The organism is Pseudarthrobacter defluvii (assembly GCF_030816725.1).
Lineage (GTDB): Bacteria > Actinomycetota > Actinomycetes > Actinomycetales > Micrococcaceae > Arthrobacter > Arthrobacter defluvii_A.
Window position 1 is genome coordinate 1,003,186 of record NZ_JAUSYG010000001.1, and the last position, 14,650, is coordinate 1,017,835.

The 14,650-nt window shown below is 55.2% G+C and carries 13 protein-coding genes; 10 read left to right on the forward strand and 3 right to left on the reverse strand.

Annotated features, from left to right (window positions below; genetic code table 11):
* Positions 1 to 64 precede the first annotated feature (64 nt).
* Together QF031_RS04680 and QF031_RS04685 are read left to right on the forward strand one after the other, a co-directional pair.
* Positions 65 to 3,160, forward strand: a complete 3,096-nt coding sequence (locus tag QF031_RS04680) for a BPTD_3080 family restriction endonuclease (protein WP_307424759.1) — start codon at positions 65 to 67, stop codon at positions 3,158 to 3,160.
* 97 nt (positions 3,161 to 3,257) lie between these two features.
* Positions 3,258 to 5,855 (forward strand): site-specific DNA-methyltransferase, encoded by a 2,598-nt coding sequence (locus tag QF031_RS04685; protein ID WP_307424761.1) that lies wholly within the window; start codon positions 3,258 to 3,260, stop codon positions 5,853 to 5,855.
* Positions 5,856 to 5,936: 81 nt separating this feature from the next.
* On the opposite strand, the gene QF031_RS04690 is transcribed toward QF031_RS04685, so the two are convergent.
* Positions 5,937 to 6,257 (reverse strand): hypothetical protein, encoded by a 321-nt coding sequence (locus QF031_RS04690; RefSeq protein WP_307424763.1) that lies wholly within the window; start codon positions 6,255 to 6,257, stop codon positions 5,937 to 5,939.
* Between the two features lie 98 nt (positions 6,258 to 6,355).
* Between QF031_RS04690 and QF031_RS04695 the strand changes: the two genes are divergently transcribed.
* The 3 genes from QF031_RS04695 to QF031_RS04705 all read left to right on the forward strand — a co-directional run bounded on the left by QF031_RS04695 (position 6,356) and on the right by QF031_RS04705 (position 9,152).
* The gene (locus tag QF031_RS04695; protein WP_307424767.1) at positions 6,356 to 7,414 is read left to right on the forward strand and encodes a hypothetical protein; all 1,059 of its coding nucleotides are present in this window, start codon (positions 6,356 to 6,358) and stop codon (positions 7,412 to 7,414) included.
* Positions 7,415 to 7,683: 269 nt separating this feature from the next.
* Positions 7,684 to 8,187 (forward strand): hypothetical protein, encoded by a 504-nt coding sequence (locus QF031_RS04700; protein ID WP_307424770.1) that lies wholly within the window; start codon positions 7,684 to 7,686, stop codon positions 8,185 to 8,187.
* Between the two features lie 740 nt (positions 8,188 to 8,927).
* Positions 8,928 to 9,152 carry a hypothetical protein gene (locus tag QF031_RS04705; RefSeq protein ID WP_307424773.1) on the forward strand — a complete coding sequence of 75 codons (225 nt, stop codon included), beginning with the start codon at positions 8,928 to 8,930 and terminating at the stop codon, positions 9,150 to 9,152.
* 138 nt (positions 9,153 to 9,290) lie between these two features.
* Here QF031_RS04705 and QF031_RS04710 read toward each other — a convergent pair whose 3' ends face one another.
* Complete coding sequence (locus tag QF031_RS04710) at positions 9,291 to 10,271, reverse strand: hypothetical protein (RefSeq protein WP_307424776.1); 981 nt, start codon at positions 10,269 to 10,271, stop codon at positions 9,291 to 9,293.
* Positions 10,272 to 10,559: 288 nt separating this feature from the next.
* On the opposite strand from QF031_RS04710, the gene QF031_RS04715 reads away from it, so the two are divergent.
* From QF031_RS04715 to QF031_RS04725, 3 genes are all read left to right on the forward strand, one after another.
* Positions 10,560 to 10,943: a hypothetical protein gene (locus tag QF031_RS04715; RefSeq protein WP_307424779.1), complete on the forward strand. Its 384-nt coding sequence runs from the start codon at positions 10,560 to 10,562 to the stop codon at positions 10,941 to 10,943.
* A 31-nt stretch (positions 10,944 to 10,974) separates the two neighbouring features.
* A complete protein-coding gene (locus QF031_RS04720; protein WP_307424782.1) occupies positions 10,975 to 11,256 on the forward strand; it encodes a hypothetical protein in 282 nt (93 codons plus the stop codon).
* Positions 11,257 to 11,535: 279 nt separating this feature from the next.
* Complete coding sequence (locus tag QF031_RS04725; protein ID WP_307424786.1) at positions 11,536 to 12,243, forward strand: hypothetical protein; 708 nt, start codon at positions 11,536 to 11,538, stop codon at positions 12,241 to 12,243.
* A gap of 74 nt (positions 12,244 to 12,317) precedes the next feature.
* Here QF031_RS04725 and QF031_RS04730 read toward each other — a convergent pair whose 3' ends face one another.
* On the reverse strand, positions 12,318 to 12,521 hold the full coding sequence (locus QF031_RS04730; RefSeq protein ID WP_307424789.1) for a hypothetical protein: 204 nt from the start codon (positions 12,519 to 12,521) through the stop codon (positions 12,318 to 12,320).
* Between the two features lie 89 nt (positions 12,522 to 12,610).
* On the opposite strand from QF031_RS04730, the gene QF031_RS04735 reads away from it, so the two are divergent.
* Together QF031_RS04735 and QF031_RS04740 are read left to right on the forward strand one after the other, a co-directional pair.
* Positions 12,611 to 13,162: a hypothetical protein gene (locus QF031_RS04735; RefSeq protein WP_307424792.1), complete on the forward strand. Its 552-nt coding sequence runs from the start codon at positions 12,611 to 12,613 to the stop codon at positions 13,160 to 13,162.
* 1,126 nt (positions 13,163 to 14,288) lie between these two features.
* Complete coding sequence (locus tag QF031_RS04740) at positions 14,289 to 14,528, forward strand: hypothetical protein (protein WP_307424795.1); 240 nt, start codon at positions 14,289 to 14,291, stop codon at positions 14,526 to 14,528.
* Positions 14,529 to 14,650: the final 122 nt, after the last annotated feature.

Consider the following 14,650-nt stretch of genomic DNA (forward strand, 5'->3'; position numbering starts at 1 on the left):
TAAGGGCAGGAAGATGCTGAACTTCCGCTACCGTTATGACGAGTATTTAGCTACATAGCCAAACGTGGGAGCCGCATTGCAGGGTGTCATCGACGAACCGATTCTCAATAACCCCTATGATCCGCCGTCCCGTCACTACGTGTTAGGCCCCAACGGTCCCACGGGTGAGATACGGGATGGACGTCGAGCGAGCGAGTCTTTCATACCAATCGCAGCCAGCCGTAAGGGTGGCACCGTAGGCGCCGCTGACAGTGTGCAGGAAGCGTTCGACTTCGACACAACTGGTGAGCGAATGGAACGCAATATCCTCGTGAACGAGTTGCGCAACGAGGTAGCACGGTGGCGTCAATTCAACTTTGAGCACGCGACCCCAGTGACTAAGAAACTGCTCTGGCACTGGTCGAATCCGGACCGAAGTAACCGAGTGCTGTTCGGCCAGCGCGAAGCAGCGGAGACAGCTATTTTTCTCACGGAAATATCGGGACGCCACGGTTACACGGACTGGCGCATCCGCCTCAAGCAGGAGAATGCCGACTACAACTCGGGTCTGCCCAGAGTCGCGCTCAAGATGGCGACAGGATCGGGCAAGACGGTCGTCATGGCGATGCTGATCGCTTGGCAAACGTTAAACAAGGTGTACGGCCAGAAAAACGACGCCAGATTTACTAAGCGATTCTTGCTTGTTGCACCCGGTGTGACGATTCGAGATCGACTGCGTGTGCTCATGCCTTCCGACAGCGAAGACTACTACACCGCCCGTGATCTCATTCCTGCCGACCTGAAACAGGGCATCAATAATGCAGAGATAGTCATCCATAACTATCACGCTTTTATGTTGCGTGACGTCAAAGAGATCAAGGGCATCTCCGCCAACACAAGAAAAATCCTCAGGGCAGGAAACTCTGGTCAGGACCCGTTCAAGGAAACCCCCGAAATGATGGTCTCGCGCGTGCTGAGGGACTTCTCCGGGGGTAGGGGTCATTCCGAGATAATGATCTTCAACGATGAGGCGCACCACTGCTATCAGGACAAAGCAATAACCGGAGAGCCTGAGGGTAAGAAGCTGTCGGCGGAGGCCAAGGAAGCAAAGAAACAGGCAGAAGAAGCCAATGCCGAGGCCCGAGTCTGGTTCAAGGGACTACAAGCCATCGCGAAAAAAGTTGGCGTGAAACAGGTCGTTGACCTGTCAGCGACTCCTTTCTTCTTGTCCGGGAGCGGTTATAACGAGGGTTTTCTGTTTCCATGGACGGTCTCGGATTTCTCACTGATGGATGCGATCGAGTCGGGCGTAGTGAAGATTCCGAGAACGCCAGTTGATGATGACTCCACAAGCGAAATGGTGACGTACCTAAACCTCTGGGACCACATCACTCCACCGCTTCCCAAAACCAACCGCGGTGCTCCTGCCGACAGTCGTAACTGGGTTCCTCCTACGGCGGTTGAAGGCGCGCTTAGAAGTCTGTATCGCTCCTACGAGGTGTCCTTTCAGCACTGGGAGGAGCATCTCAAGGACCACGGGGAGCCGCCACCCGTTTTCATCGTTGTATGTCCTAATACTGTCGTTTCAAAACTTGTCTACGACTGGATTGGCGGTGTCTACGAGTCGTCGGAAGATGGAGTCTTGTTTGAGAAGAGTGCGGGAAACCTTGAGCTGTTTCGCAACTCTGAGATGGGACGCCCCCTTCGGCAACCACGCAGCATCTTAGTTGATTCCAAGACGCTGGAGTCCGGCGAGATACTTAGCGCTGACTTTCGTCTGGCCGCATCCTCAGAGATCGAAACGTTCAAACGGGAGTGGGCAACACGTCATGCCGGAGCGGATGTCTCAAAAATTTCGGATGAAGATATCTTGCGCGAGGTTATGAACACAGTCGGGAAAAAAGACAAGTTGGGGGCTGAGATTCGCTGCGTCGTCTCGGTGTCCATGCTCACCGAGGGTTGGGATGCAAACACGGTGAGCCACATACTGGGCATCCGGCCTTTCCGTTCCCAGCTTCTGTGTGAGCAAGTAGTGGGGCGTGGACTCCGGCGCCGCAACTACGTCGTGGGTGACGACGGCAAGTTCGAGCCGGAGTATGCAAACGTCTACGGCATCCCGTTCGCATTCATCCCAACCGACAAAACGATCGTCGAGCAGCTTCCTAAGCCGCCTGCCCTCGAAATCGCTGCACTTGAAGACCGGAAGCATCTCGCAATTGATTTTCCTCACGTTAGTGGCTACCGCGTAGAAATTCCCGATGCCGAGATACGTATTGATCCCAATAAGGTCAGCAAGTTTGTCGTCAGTAAGGATGAGATTCCGACGTGGACTGATACGTACGGAATCATCGGTGCGGGGGAGCGTCAGGTGCAGATTGATCCTGCCCAAGTCCGTTTCCAGCGAGTTGTTTACGAGCTGTCGGGTCGCGTCCTCAAGACACACTTCACGCCGATCGGGGAGGACATTAAACCTTGGTTGTTTCCACGGCTCGTTGACATGATGCGCCAATGGCTGGCGGCTGCCATCGAGTTGCGTGACGGGCTGTCGATCGGCCACCTGATGCTTTCGACTGAGCGAGTGAGTGCAGCCTGTGAGGCATTTGTAACGTCCCTGACGATCCAGTCAGAAGAGGCCCGCACGGAACATGTAATGCCCGTTCTGAGGAGCACACAGTCAACTGGCTCGACGAACGAAGTTTATTTCATGAGCCGTAAACCAGCCATCGAGACCGTGAAATCCCACGTTTCACATGTCGTTCTCGACGGGAGGGACGGGAATACTTGGGAGCAAATCGTGTCACTTGAACTGGAGCTTCACCCAGACGTCCACTCTTACGTTAAAAATGACCACCTCGGCTTTTCTATCCCCTACGTCCATAAAGGCCGCTCCCACGACTACGTTCCCGATTTCCTCGTGAGACTTCGAAGAAAAGATGGGGACGAAGTGGACAAGACGCTGATCATTGAAGTGTCTGGTGGACAAAAGTCACCGGGACCTACCAAAGCCAAGGCCGACACGGCGCGTTTCTCTTGGTGCGCTGGTGTCAACAATCATCGCGGCTTTGGCAAATGGGCCTACTTGGAAGTCGAGAGCATGGTGGACGTAGCTTCGGCCATTGACGAAGCAATTGTGGAACTCTTGAAAACTGTAGATAGCGAGAATATAAATGCCTCCGCGTAAGACCACACTTGCCCCGACGCCAGTCGAGTCCGTTCATCACGCTGATAAGCGGACAAATATTCCCACAGCCGATGCTCATCATTTCGTCACGGAGGAGATGGAGCAGCCCAAAACATTGGTATACCCGCGCGACACTTCCCTCGACCCCCAGTTGGTCTGGAAGGGCAAAGACGAGCAGGATTCATCCGGGCTAGTCGTGGACGCTCCTCCCATCTACATACAGGAAAAGATCGATCCTAGAGTCCTGATCGAGAACCTTCGGAAGACGGCCCTTGAGGGTGAAGGTGAGCCCGACGGTGTCCTATTCGAAATGTTCGATGGACTAGATGAGTATTCCGCCGTCGATTTCTACCACCACGACGCCAATTGGTCCAACAGGATGATATTGGGCGACTCATTGCAGGTTATGGGGTCACTCGCAGAGCGAGAAAACCTTCGTGGCCAGGTGCAGATGGTCTATATCGACCCGCCGTACGGGATCAAGTTCGGCTCCAACTGGCAGGTCTCCGCCCGGCAGCGTGACGTGTCCGACGGCAAACTTAGCGACACAGTTCGGGAAGCCGAACAAGTAAAAGCCTTCCGGGACACTTGGGAGCTGGGCATTCACTCCTATCTCGCGTATTTACGCGACAGGCTGATTACGGCCCGAGATTTGCTGGCCAATAGCGGAAGCGTATTCGTCCAAATCGGTGACGAGAACGTGCATCTCGTACGCAACCTCATGGACGAGGTTTTCGGGGCCGAGAATTGGATTTCAACTATCGTCGTGTCGAAGACGAGCAGCGCCACGGGTGACTTCATCGGCGGAACCGTGGACTATGTCCATTGGTTTGCCAAAAATAAGGAAATCGTCAAGCATCGTCAGCTTTTTCGTAAGAAAATCGGCGGTGGCGACGGTGCCGGAATGTACACCCGAGTTGAACTGCCAAGCGGAGAACGGAGGAGCTTAACCGCGCCTGAGCGCCAAGACATGAGCCTCATACCCGAGGGAGCCAGACTTTTCCGGCACGATAATCTCACGAGCCAAAGCATGGGTCGAGAGAAAGGCGAAGGAGCGGCGTCGTGGTTCCCCGTCGAGGTTGAGGGCAAAGTCTTTCGCCCAAGCATGCAGGCTCGATGGAAGACCAATGAAGAAGGCATGCGCCGCCTGTTAGCCGCCGGGCGTGTGGCAGCAGGGCGCAACATGCCTGCATATGTCCGCTACCTTGATGACTTTCCCGCCTTTCCATACACCGAGGTCTGGTCTGACATCGGAGGCGCACGCGACAAGAATTACGTCGTGGAGACTGCGACGACGATAATCGAGCGGTGCATGCTTATGAGCACCGACCCCGGTGATTTGATACTCGACCCTACGTGCGGTTCTGGAACATCCGCGTTCGTGGCAGAGCAGTGGGGGCGGCGATGGATAACTATTGACACCTCGCGCGTCGCCCTCGCGCTGGCTCGGCAGCGTTTGATGGGAGCCAAGTTTCCGTATTACTTGATGTCTGATTCGATGGACGGGCGGAAGAAGGAAATGGCGCTGTCCGGAAAGCCTTCTGCCTCCGGCCCAGTCACCAACAACGTGCGTCATGGCTTCGTGTACAAGCGGATACCACATATTACGCTGCGCGCGATCGCCAATAACCCTGACGTCAAGGAAGGCATGGAGAGGAAGGACATCGACGCCATCATTCGGCGGCATGCAGATTTTGAAGTTCTCGTCGATGATCCCTTTGAGGACAAGCGCAAGGTTCGAGTAAGCGGACCATTTACGGTGGAGTCCCTTACACCGCATCGTTCTCTGACTTTCGAGGAGGGATCAAAGCAGCAGTCCAAGCCCTCCTCCAGTGGGCGTCAGGCCTCTGCAAGTTTGGTTGACGATACACCGTTTGAGCAATCGATCCTCGACAATCTGTTCAAGGCAGGTATTCAAAACGGTAGAAAAGCGGAGCGGCTTGTCTTTTCGTCACTCGATATGTATCCCGGAACCTTTATGCAAGCAGTCGCGACCAGTACTGAAACGACGGGCGAAAGCAGGATAGGGCTAGCTATTGGTCCTCAATATGGGACGGTTTCGCCTACCTTTATCAAGAAGGCGGCACGGGAAGCCATAGAAGCGGACGATATCGACGTGCTCTGCGTGCTAGGTTTTGCATTCGATCCTCGTGCTACCAACGTTACGCACGACGACGGGGTGACGGTAGACGCTTCTTCGGCAGGCTTTGCAGAAGTTGCGGGCCAGAGGAAGCTAGGCAAAGTCAATGTCCTTTTTGTCCGCATGAATTCCGATCTGCTGATGGGAGCGGACTTGAAGAAGACTGGCGCTGGGAACCTCTTCACAGTTTTCGGGGAACCTGATATTGAGGTCATCCATGATGTCGATGTCGTAACCGTCCATCTAAAGGGCATTGATGTCTTCGACCCAACAACGGGCGAGGTTCGTTCCGGTGGCACGGACAAAGTCGCCCTCTGGATGATCGACACTAACTACAACGAAGAGTCTTTCTTCGTACGCCACTGCTATTTCACCGGCGGGGGTGATCCCCTTAAGAAGCTCAGAAACACCCTCAAAGCTGAGATCAATGCCGAGGCTTGGGATTCTCTGTATTCGACAATTTCTCGTCCGTTCAACAGAGCTGAAACAGGCAAGATCGCCGTCAAGGTTATCAATGATTACGGTGACGAAGTCATGAAGGTATTTGAGGTCTGACATACCGAACGAGGAGACCCTCTGGATCACCTCAATGGTCACATCCAGAGGGTCTTATCCATCGCGCAGAACCTCGTTATTTCATAGTTTATCGATCCACGTATCTTCTTCACGGGTATCCCAGCTTGAACCCGTCGCCTTCGGCTTAGTCGTGTCCTTGATCCGCTGAACAATCCGGCGTGCTTCTACAGCACGAAGGTCGCGGAGGGACGCGACCTCACGCATGCTTACTGATTCAATCAGTGACTTCCGAGCAGTCTGCTCGACAATCCCAGCCTCGTCGAAGGCAGCACGAATCTCCTGAACTTGATCATCCCGTATAGGCAAGTCCGGCAGTACTGATGGTGACCTAGGTGTAGCAGTCTCAGGTATATCAAACAGGCTGAATTCGTTCTCGATCATGGGAAACAATCTTACCGATGAGGCGTGCTGACTCTGTGGCACAACTGAAGGATCGGGACGTGTATGGTTCTCACGGAGCAACGCCGAGGGAGGACCACATGCAGGATCACATTGCCAAGCTAGTAAGCAGCGCGCTGGACAACTTCGACACTCCGGGGCAGTCGGTCGCCTCACTCGTTCGACAGGCGGCACGGATAGCCTCCCTGAGGAAGGACTACACGGCGCAGTACCGCTTCCAAATAGAATTGCTCGACGTGCAGGCAGGGGCTGTTAAGACGGACCCCACCATAGAAAGCATCAACAACAACCTCATGACGCTGCTGGGTGTTGAAGGTGCTCAGGAGCAGGTCCTCAAGGCATTCGAGGCGTATCGACTAGGACGAAAGGTAGGCAAGGGGGACAACATCGATGTCGTCCCGGTGTCCCAACTGGACATCAACCTTGCGCGAATTCAAAGCGTTTACGATGAAGACTCTGTGCAGGACAAGGGATCAACCTACTACGCCTTCGAGGCGGCCAAGGCGGCAGACCAAGGGCAAGCGAAGCTGCTCTCGATGATCCAGCACCATACGGAAATTCTCGAACGCATCCGTCAAGACGTGCATAGTTACCTCGTTCTAGTTGAAGCAAACCTGCATACTGGCAAACCATCGAGCAGTGTGTTCGAACGCGGGCTGGAGTACGTCCGTAGTGCCCTAGCCGAGCATGCTCCAGCCGCTCTGGAGAAGTTCACAGCGGCTGAAGCTAGGCTGGCTGCCGGAACACCTGAGGACCTATCTCAGGCTTTGACCAGCACAAGGCGCATGATCAGGGACCTCGCAGACGCGTTGTATCCAGCTACAGGCGAAACCATCGTTGGCGACGACAAGGTAAGTCGTGTCATGGATGATGATGCCTACCGCAACAGACTCATCCAGTTCGCAAAGGAAAAGCTTGGCAAGCAACTCCAAGGGAAAGTCATGGGCGACGCGCTAGCCAGCTACGGAAAGCGCATCACGAATTTGGACTCAATGGCCAGCAAGGGAGTTCATGGTGATGTCACTACCGCCGAGGCGGAACAGTGTGTGATTTGGTCCTTCATGCTTGCTGCTGACTTATTGCGGTTAGCGGACGGTACAGCAGCAGAATTTGCCAGCAAAGAGCCTGCTATCCCATAGGCTGCCTTCGGTCTTACCAATGAGGAACAGGATAATCCCCGACTCGATGCGCATCGCCGGGAGCAAAATGGAGCCGGATGGTTAGCCCGTTGTTCCCTTTCATACGTAAATGTATCCCTTATGAAAGGGAAAACCCTAGATTCCGGGGTTTTGAGTACGTCGGAAAGAGGCGTATCAATATGGTTGACAAGATGCAGAGATTCAACTTAGAAGAGCTAATGGACCTTGCCTTGTGGGAGCAGATGCCGAAGGCAACCTAGTGTGGACTCATGAGCAACATAAGGTCAGTGTCGGGGGCGACTGCTGAAATAACGGAAGCGCTTCAGCTTGCCGTCTACGTTGATGAACTGGGGCGGCAAGCAGAGATCGCCAGCCGGTACCTGACGCGGGCATGGCTGAGGGCGATGCGTCCCGAGACCGACACCCACGACGCGATGGTTTGGGGCGACCTCCAAGCATGCCTTTTCGCCTGTATCGTGATTCAGCGAATGCTCCAGCCGGGAGCCGCGTTCCGACATCCTGAGGCAACCCGAGCGCACCGGCAGAAACGGCTCAAAGAACGATCGCTACGGCTGAACGAACTCCTCCAGCTCGACGACGACTTCCCGGTGCTCAAGGTTAGGGAAATCAGGAACGCCTTCGAACACTTTGACGAGGGGTTGGACACGCTGGTCCTCGCAGGCCGCGCATCCTTCATCGATTGGCACATCAGCCGCGATGGTTTGAGCATGCGGACGCTCCCGGTCTGGACGGTCCAGTCCTGCAAGCATTGAGGGCCTTCCACCCCGCAGGCGGGACTTTGCACTTCGGGGACCTCTTTCTCGACCTGTTCAGCATGGATTGCGCACTGCTGCAACTACGGGACGAACGTGTGCCACCAGCGCTCAAAGGACTAGAAGAGATATCCGCGACCGGCCCGAAACTCTTTGGTGCACCCCAGCTCATCCACCTTGTGCCTCCGGAACAGGTCGAGCCTCGCCTTAATGAATGGCTTCGCGTCCGAGAGGAAATCGGGCATGCCGTTCCCTACCACCCCACCAAGTGACCGTTCCCGCTCCTACACACAGAAGTGGAGCTAGCTAGCTCGGTCTGACCTCTGGCAGGATCAGGTCATTGCGGCAACGAGGACTAATATCACTCCCGGAGTCCTCGATGCCCTGATGGTCCCCGGTCTCCATCATGAGGTCACTCTGGCACTGATCTCTCGACCCGCTGTGTCCGAAGACCAACTGTCATGGTTAGCGGAACACACTGATTCGGCACATGCTCTAGGTCGCATCGCTGGTCACCCCACGGCCAGTACTGGAACACTGAAGCTGATTCGTGATCGTGCTGCCGGTGAATCATGGGAAGGCTGGGAGCACTTGCGTCGTTTCGTCGGCATCATGCTCAGCAAGAGGGCGTCGCAGACGGGGGCTGATCGCTTGGCTGGATAGGATCAGCGCATGACTCAAAATGGGGGAGCGGTCGCTGAACAGCCCGCAAAGAAAAAGGGTCCTTCTCCGGCTGCCTGATGCTCTTCGGGATCGTCGTCGTACTGCTGATCGTTCTGGTCATCGTCTCGAACGTGAAAGCCAACAACGCCGCTGATGCCAAAGCCGGCGCGTCAGCCAGTGAAACGCCTCTCGTGCTGCCCGTAGAGGCAGCACAGGTCTCCAAACCGGACAACGACGCGATAATCGCGCGTTTCCATCTTGGTGCTCGTGGAGTTGATGATGTGCATCTGTACGAGTTCTGAATGGTGCAACCCTGCGAATGGCGTCGGATAGCGAGACCTGCAACCTGCAATGGGCCGGGTCGGACTGGCGCTCGGGAATCCGGTTCTGATCTGCACAAACATCAACAAGGGGAGTCGCATGACACGAATCTGGAGGTTTTAGCCACCCACGTCTGGCTCTGGCTTGCCCCTTGGGCTTTGGTGCGATCTCCTCCCCGCCCTATTTACAACCTCTTGGATCGCTGCGACGAAAAACGCAGCCGCTACTCCAGCGAAAAGGCCCCAGAGAAATACGGATCGTTCGCGTGCATTGCGAAGATCGGGGTCCGTTACCGAAACGATTAGAGGCTCTATTGCGTATGGGTCTGTTTTCCATTTGTAATCAGAGAGCGTAGTGGCGTCTGGGGGACGAGAGTTCGTCACGATCGCATCGAAGGGCGATCTTTCAATTTCAAATTGAATATCAGCCGCATCTGTGTCGGAAGTAGGGGCACCCAAGACAAAGGTTGGTGGAAGGGTGTAAGTCACCTCGGACGCTGTTCCTTGAGCTTTCGCCAGCTCAGTCGCGTCGCAGTAGATGGATACAGAACTGTACTTCTCGCTACCATTCACCGTCGTCGCAGCCAACGGTTTTTCATTTCCGACAAGTGGGTTGGCCTTCACTCCGAAGGTGAGTGGTCGCTGTGGAGCGGCAGTAGACGTTGTTGGTGGAGAAGAGGCTGGCAGTGAAGGGGCTTCGCCATGTCCTTCGCATGATAGCGGGGATATGTCGCTTGATCTTAAAGAATTTGCCGACAATTCCATGTCGCTGAAAGTGAAGCCATCTTGAACGTCGCTCGTGATGTATATTGAAAGATTTGCCCTTTCGCCGGAATTGGGTAGAGGGAATAGTGTGAGGTCAACCGCGACCTTTGCATGCCGATCGCTGATTGGTCCGACGATTACCGTGATTCCCTTTCCAAAGTACTTATCGACGTTCTCCGGATTTTTCAAATCAAAGGTCTGCACCTCATTGAAAGGGCCGAGCGACTGGATAAGTCCAATCGATCCCCATCCGAGGGCGGCGTAGAACGCGGCGTTCAGTAACCATCGAGGAAGTGGTCGTCTCCAAATACTCGTGGCTGCTCTATGCTCCGCCATTGGCTAAATATACCGGCGTTGGAACGGTTTGCAAGGTGCGGCCCTAGCTCTTGAACGACAAAAGACCCCACCTCAGCACGAAGCCAAGGTGGGGTCTTTTGGGAACATCTGCTGTCTGAATCAGTAGATGGTACAAGCCTATGCCCGATCCGCAGACTTCTGCTTACTGGGCACTGCCGCCACCGCACCGCCGGTTCCCAGCACGGCGAGTGCGAAACCGATCCATTGTATGAAAGTAATGTCGGTCGGGGCCGCCTCAGACGCGAGGGTACAGACTAGATTGTCCCCATGGGGAACACTGGGGGAAGTCTTTTTGGCACGCGGATGGTCTGGGCACGCATCATTGCGATTAGCGTGATCTTCGCGGCATGGATGCAGATCAGCAGTTGCAACGCGTCCAAGGAGGGGGCTTCGCAGGAAGCCGCGATGAGTGCGGCGGCGACGAGTACCTCCGCGATTAGCTATTGCGAGGAGAGCGTTCGCAAGCAGAACTCAATTCATCAGCAGCTCCACATCATCAGCTCCACCAGTACAAAGATGGCGACGCGCGGTTACCGCGTCATCACCAAGTACGAGTACTTCAGCGGTGCGACGAAGCAAATGACCTCGGACAGTGAGACCTGCAACGTTGAGTGGACCGGCTCGCGCTGGCGTCCGGGCATGCTTTTCTAGGTTTTCCCGACAAGCGACAAGGAGTCGAACCATGACACGCATCAACGCCAAGGGTTTCCCCGTGGATGACAAGGGGCACCGCACTGACCGTCCCTATACTCATAAATCCGGAAAGAAATTGTGGTACCCAGATGAGTTGAAGTTCGCTCAGGGGGAGCGTGTGCGAGCAATCAAGGACTATGGCTTGATCAAAGAGGGAGATGTCGGCACGATCACCGAGGTACCAGTTCTAACGTCGCCCGCCTATCACGTAATGCCTGATGGGACTGAGAAGATACAACGCGTGCCGCAAGACTATCTCGAAGCAGAGTAGGTCGTAGGTTCCTAACGCAAAAAAAACCCCCTGCCTACCCGTGATGGGTAAACAGGGGGTTCATTTTTACGCATCCGCTTTTCTAAATTAGTGGATGTCTATCAGCCTACTCCGATGCACGGTGTCGGGGTGCGTCAGCGGTGATGAGCGTGTACGTTGACCTGCCGTACAACTAAGTTCCACTCTTAGCGACGATAACTTGAAGGACGGCACCGTGACAGAGCAAACTGTGACCTGCCGCTTCCGTGACCTCCAGCAAGATGCCCATATGCTGAGGCAATGAAGTCGATCTTGGAGACGATCCGAGGACATGCCACTTTTATTTTTTGGACACTCTTCACACTTGTCGCCCTCGTCGTGGGTTACTGGCTCATCCGAGACTTCAAGCTCGACGCCAATACCATTGCCGCTGTCTCGGGAGCTATCGCAGCCATGGCTGGTGCTCTCGCCGCTATTGCCTCACTCGGAGCGGCCCGTGAAAGCCGCCGCACCGCCAAAGACGCGACCAGAGCCTTAGCCTTGGCAAGTAAGCCAATTCCTGTAATCAGCGTTCTCGTCAATCCTTCTCCTTTAAATCTGGAACGCATGCGGGTGGTCATCAAAATCGAGAACCTGTCACCCCATGCAATCAGGGGCGGTACCTTGCATTGGGTGCTCCGCGATGGAACGACGGGCAGCCAGCCCGTAGAGGAGATACAAGGGCGATCCATCGACCGGGGAACGCAGCACAGGTACGACGGAATCGCGTACTTCTTAGCCGCCGCAATTATTGATGACTGGCTCGCCGGTGTAGACCGAGTGACCTTGGATTATTACGGTGAAGTGCGGGATGTCGTCTGGCGGAGCACCATGACCTTGCGCTGGGAGGTCATACCCGACGAGTGGACAGTTCGGGATGGCATCCGAGTTCCTTCCGTGAAGCGCAGCGAATTTGACCGGACCGATGTGGAAATTCGGGCCTCAACCGCCGATAGGCCCCCAGCCTAAACCCGTGAGGGAACAAGCTGGGGGCCTATCGTTCGGAAACATCCGTTCTGAATCGGGTGCTACTACCGTACGGCCTAGTCTTTTGGCTCGCTGGCAAGCCACGGCGCAAAGCGCTTGAGTATCTCATCGACTACCGGCAGCGCCGTCACACGGGTAATGGCACCAGATACAGTTAGAGCGACAGGGTCTTGGAGCTGCTTAGCAAATTCAGTGACTCTCATCGTCAGGCATAACTTCAGCGCTTCTTCTTTGAGTGCTGCTGGGTAAGATTCAGCCACATCAGCCTCCTAAGTTGTTAGCGCAGAGCCTTCCGAGTCTCGGTGTTCCCTACGGGATGCAGGTTGCGCATTGATATAGGGTCTGCCCCATGGAAGACGGACTCTACGGAGCGATCATCGCGGGCGCGGTTGCGGTTCTCGTTTCCATTCTGAGCGCTTATCTCGGCGCGATGTGGGGCAGGCGGCACGAGCGGGAGCGCTGGTTCAGGGATCAGAAGTTGGCCCTGTACACGGAGTTCCTTGACCAAGTTGCAGGCCTTGAAACCAGCGATTCCAGCCACGAGAGAAAAATTATCTTATCGAAGCTCTCTTTGGCTGCTCCTGAGGAAATCCTCATTCTGGCAGAAGAAATCGATAATGTGCTCATCTGGCAAGACACCCTACTTATGCAAATGAAAGATCATCCTGAAACTAGGACCGCCGGGTTAATGGGTGAGTATGGTGCTCACAAGATGAACTTGGTTAGCGCATTGAAGTACCGCATGCGCATGGACCTAGGCAACCGAGTATCCCGGAAGGAGCGGGTGCGAATCCGAAGGTATTTGAAGCAGATTGACTCGGACTACGAACTAACCGACGACCCCAAGCGATCACGCAACGATGGTGTCAGTGCGGGGCCTGATAAAACCAGTAAGAAGTGACCCGTCTTCAAGGTGCTTTGCCCGCTTTTGAAGTGATCCTCGGGGCAATTGCAGCCCCTGATCGGGTCTGGAGTGGTCAGGACCAGCATTTGGACCTCATAAGCAATTAACAGGTGGACCGCTGGAAGCCCGTCACAAGCTCTGGATCGGAATGAGCGGGTGCGACTTCGTGAGTTGAATAAACGTCGCCCTGAGGTGCCTTCTCGTCGCTCTCAGCTACCAATAGGATTTTATCGTCCCGTGAAGTTGATGGAGAACTTGAATTCGAGCTTCATGCTCGGTCCTCACACCAGCAGAGCTTGGTCATATTGCAAACAGTGCAGATGACCGATGTCTCCTCAGGCAACGAGATTGCGTCATTGCAGTCATCGTGCATGTACTGTCCATAGCTACAGCGAATAAGTTGCCTCAGCTACAGCGAATAAGTTGCCTCGGATGGATAAGTTCTTCGCAGTCGGGGGCAGGTCCCTCGATATTGTGCTTCGAAAGCTTTCACGGCTACCCCTGTTAATCGTCAACATTATTGATTAGTATCTGTATTCGAATAGCAGCGAAGACTTATCGAAGGTGGGTACGAATGAGAAAGGCAATTGCAGCGCTAGGAATGGCGCTGCTTATATCTGTCGGTAGTGCTGGGGTAGCTATGGCTGCTGAAACACCGGGCGTCGGATCAACGGGTGGAGATGGCATGATCGGCTGGACTCCGCCGCCTGCTCCTTCGGCTCCTACGCCGCCTCCGGGTCCTACCTGCACCAATCCGTCTCCCACGCAGGGCTGCACGGTTTATCACGGTCCCGTTCCAGCAGCTCCTGCACCGGCTCCGTATGTCCCGCAAGCTCCTGTTCAGCAACCAGCTCCCGTTCATCAGTCTCCATCGCCCGTGTACGTTGCACCAGCGCCCGTTCAACAGCCTTATAAGGCTCCAGTAGGTCAGGCACCTGCTCCGGTGTACGTTGCTCCCGCTCCCGCAGCTCCTGCCCCACAGCCTTATGTGACTCCAGCGGCTCCTACTGCCTACGCTCCGGATTACGTTGCCGCGGTACAGGCTCAGGCGCCGGGCGTTCAAAACCCTGCCCCCGTCGAGGGTGAAGCATCCTCGACCGTGACTCCGGCAGAGGAGCCAGCGGTGGATGCAGTGGCCACTGAAGCTCAGGCGAGCAACGAGGCAATCAGCAGTAGCCCGAGCAGCAGCGCAACACCATCGCTGTCGTCCTCGCCGAAGAGCGATGCCGTGATCAAGGCGAGCAGCGTAGCTAATGATGCTGGCGGGTTCAATGCAGTGCCCATCCTCATCTTTGCTGGCGTCGGCTTAGTTGGCCTTGGCGCTTTTGCCGGTTATCAAAAAATGCGTTCTAAGCGACTTTAAATTCCCGAACGGGCGACAGCCGCTCAGTGACTCTTATTGGGGCTGCTGGGCGGCTTTATGTATGTCTGAGAAGCGGGTGGGAGGTATTGCACACGCCGTCATGGACTGGGGCTAGCGCCTGC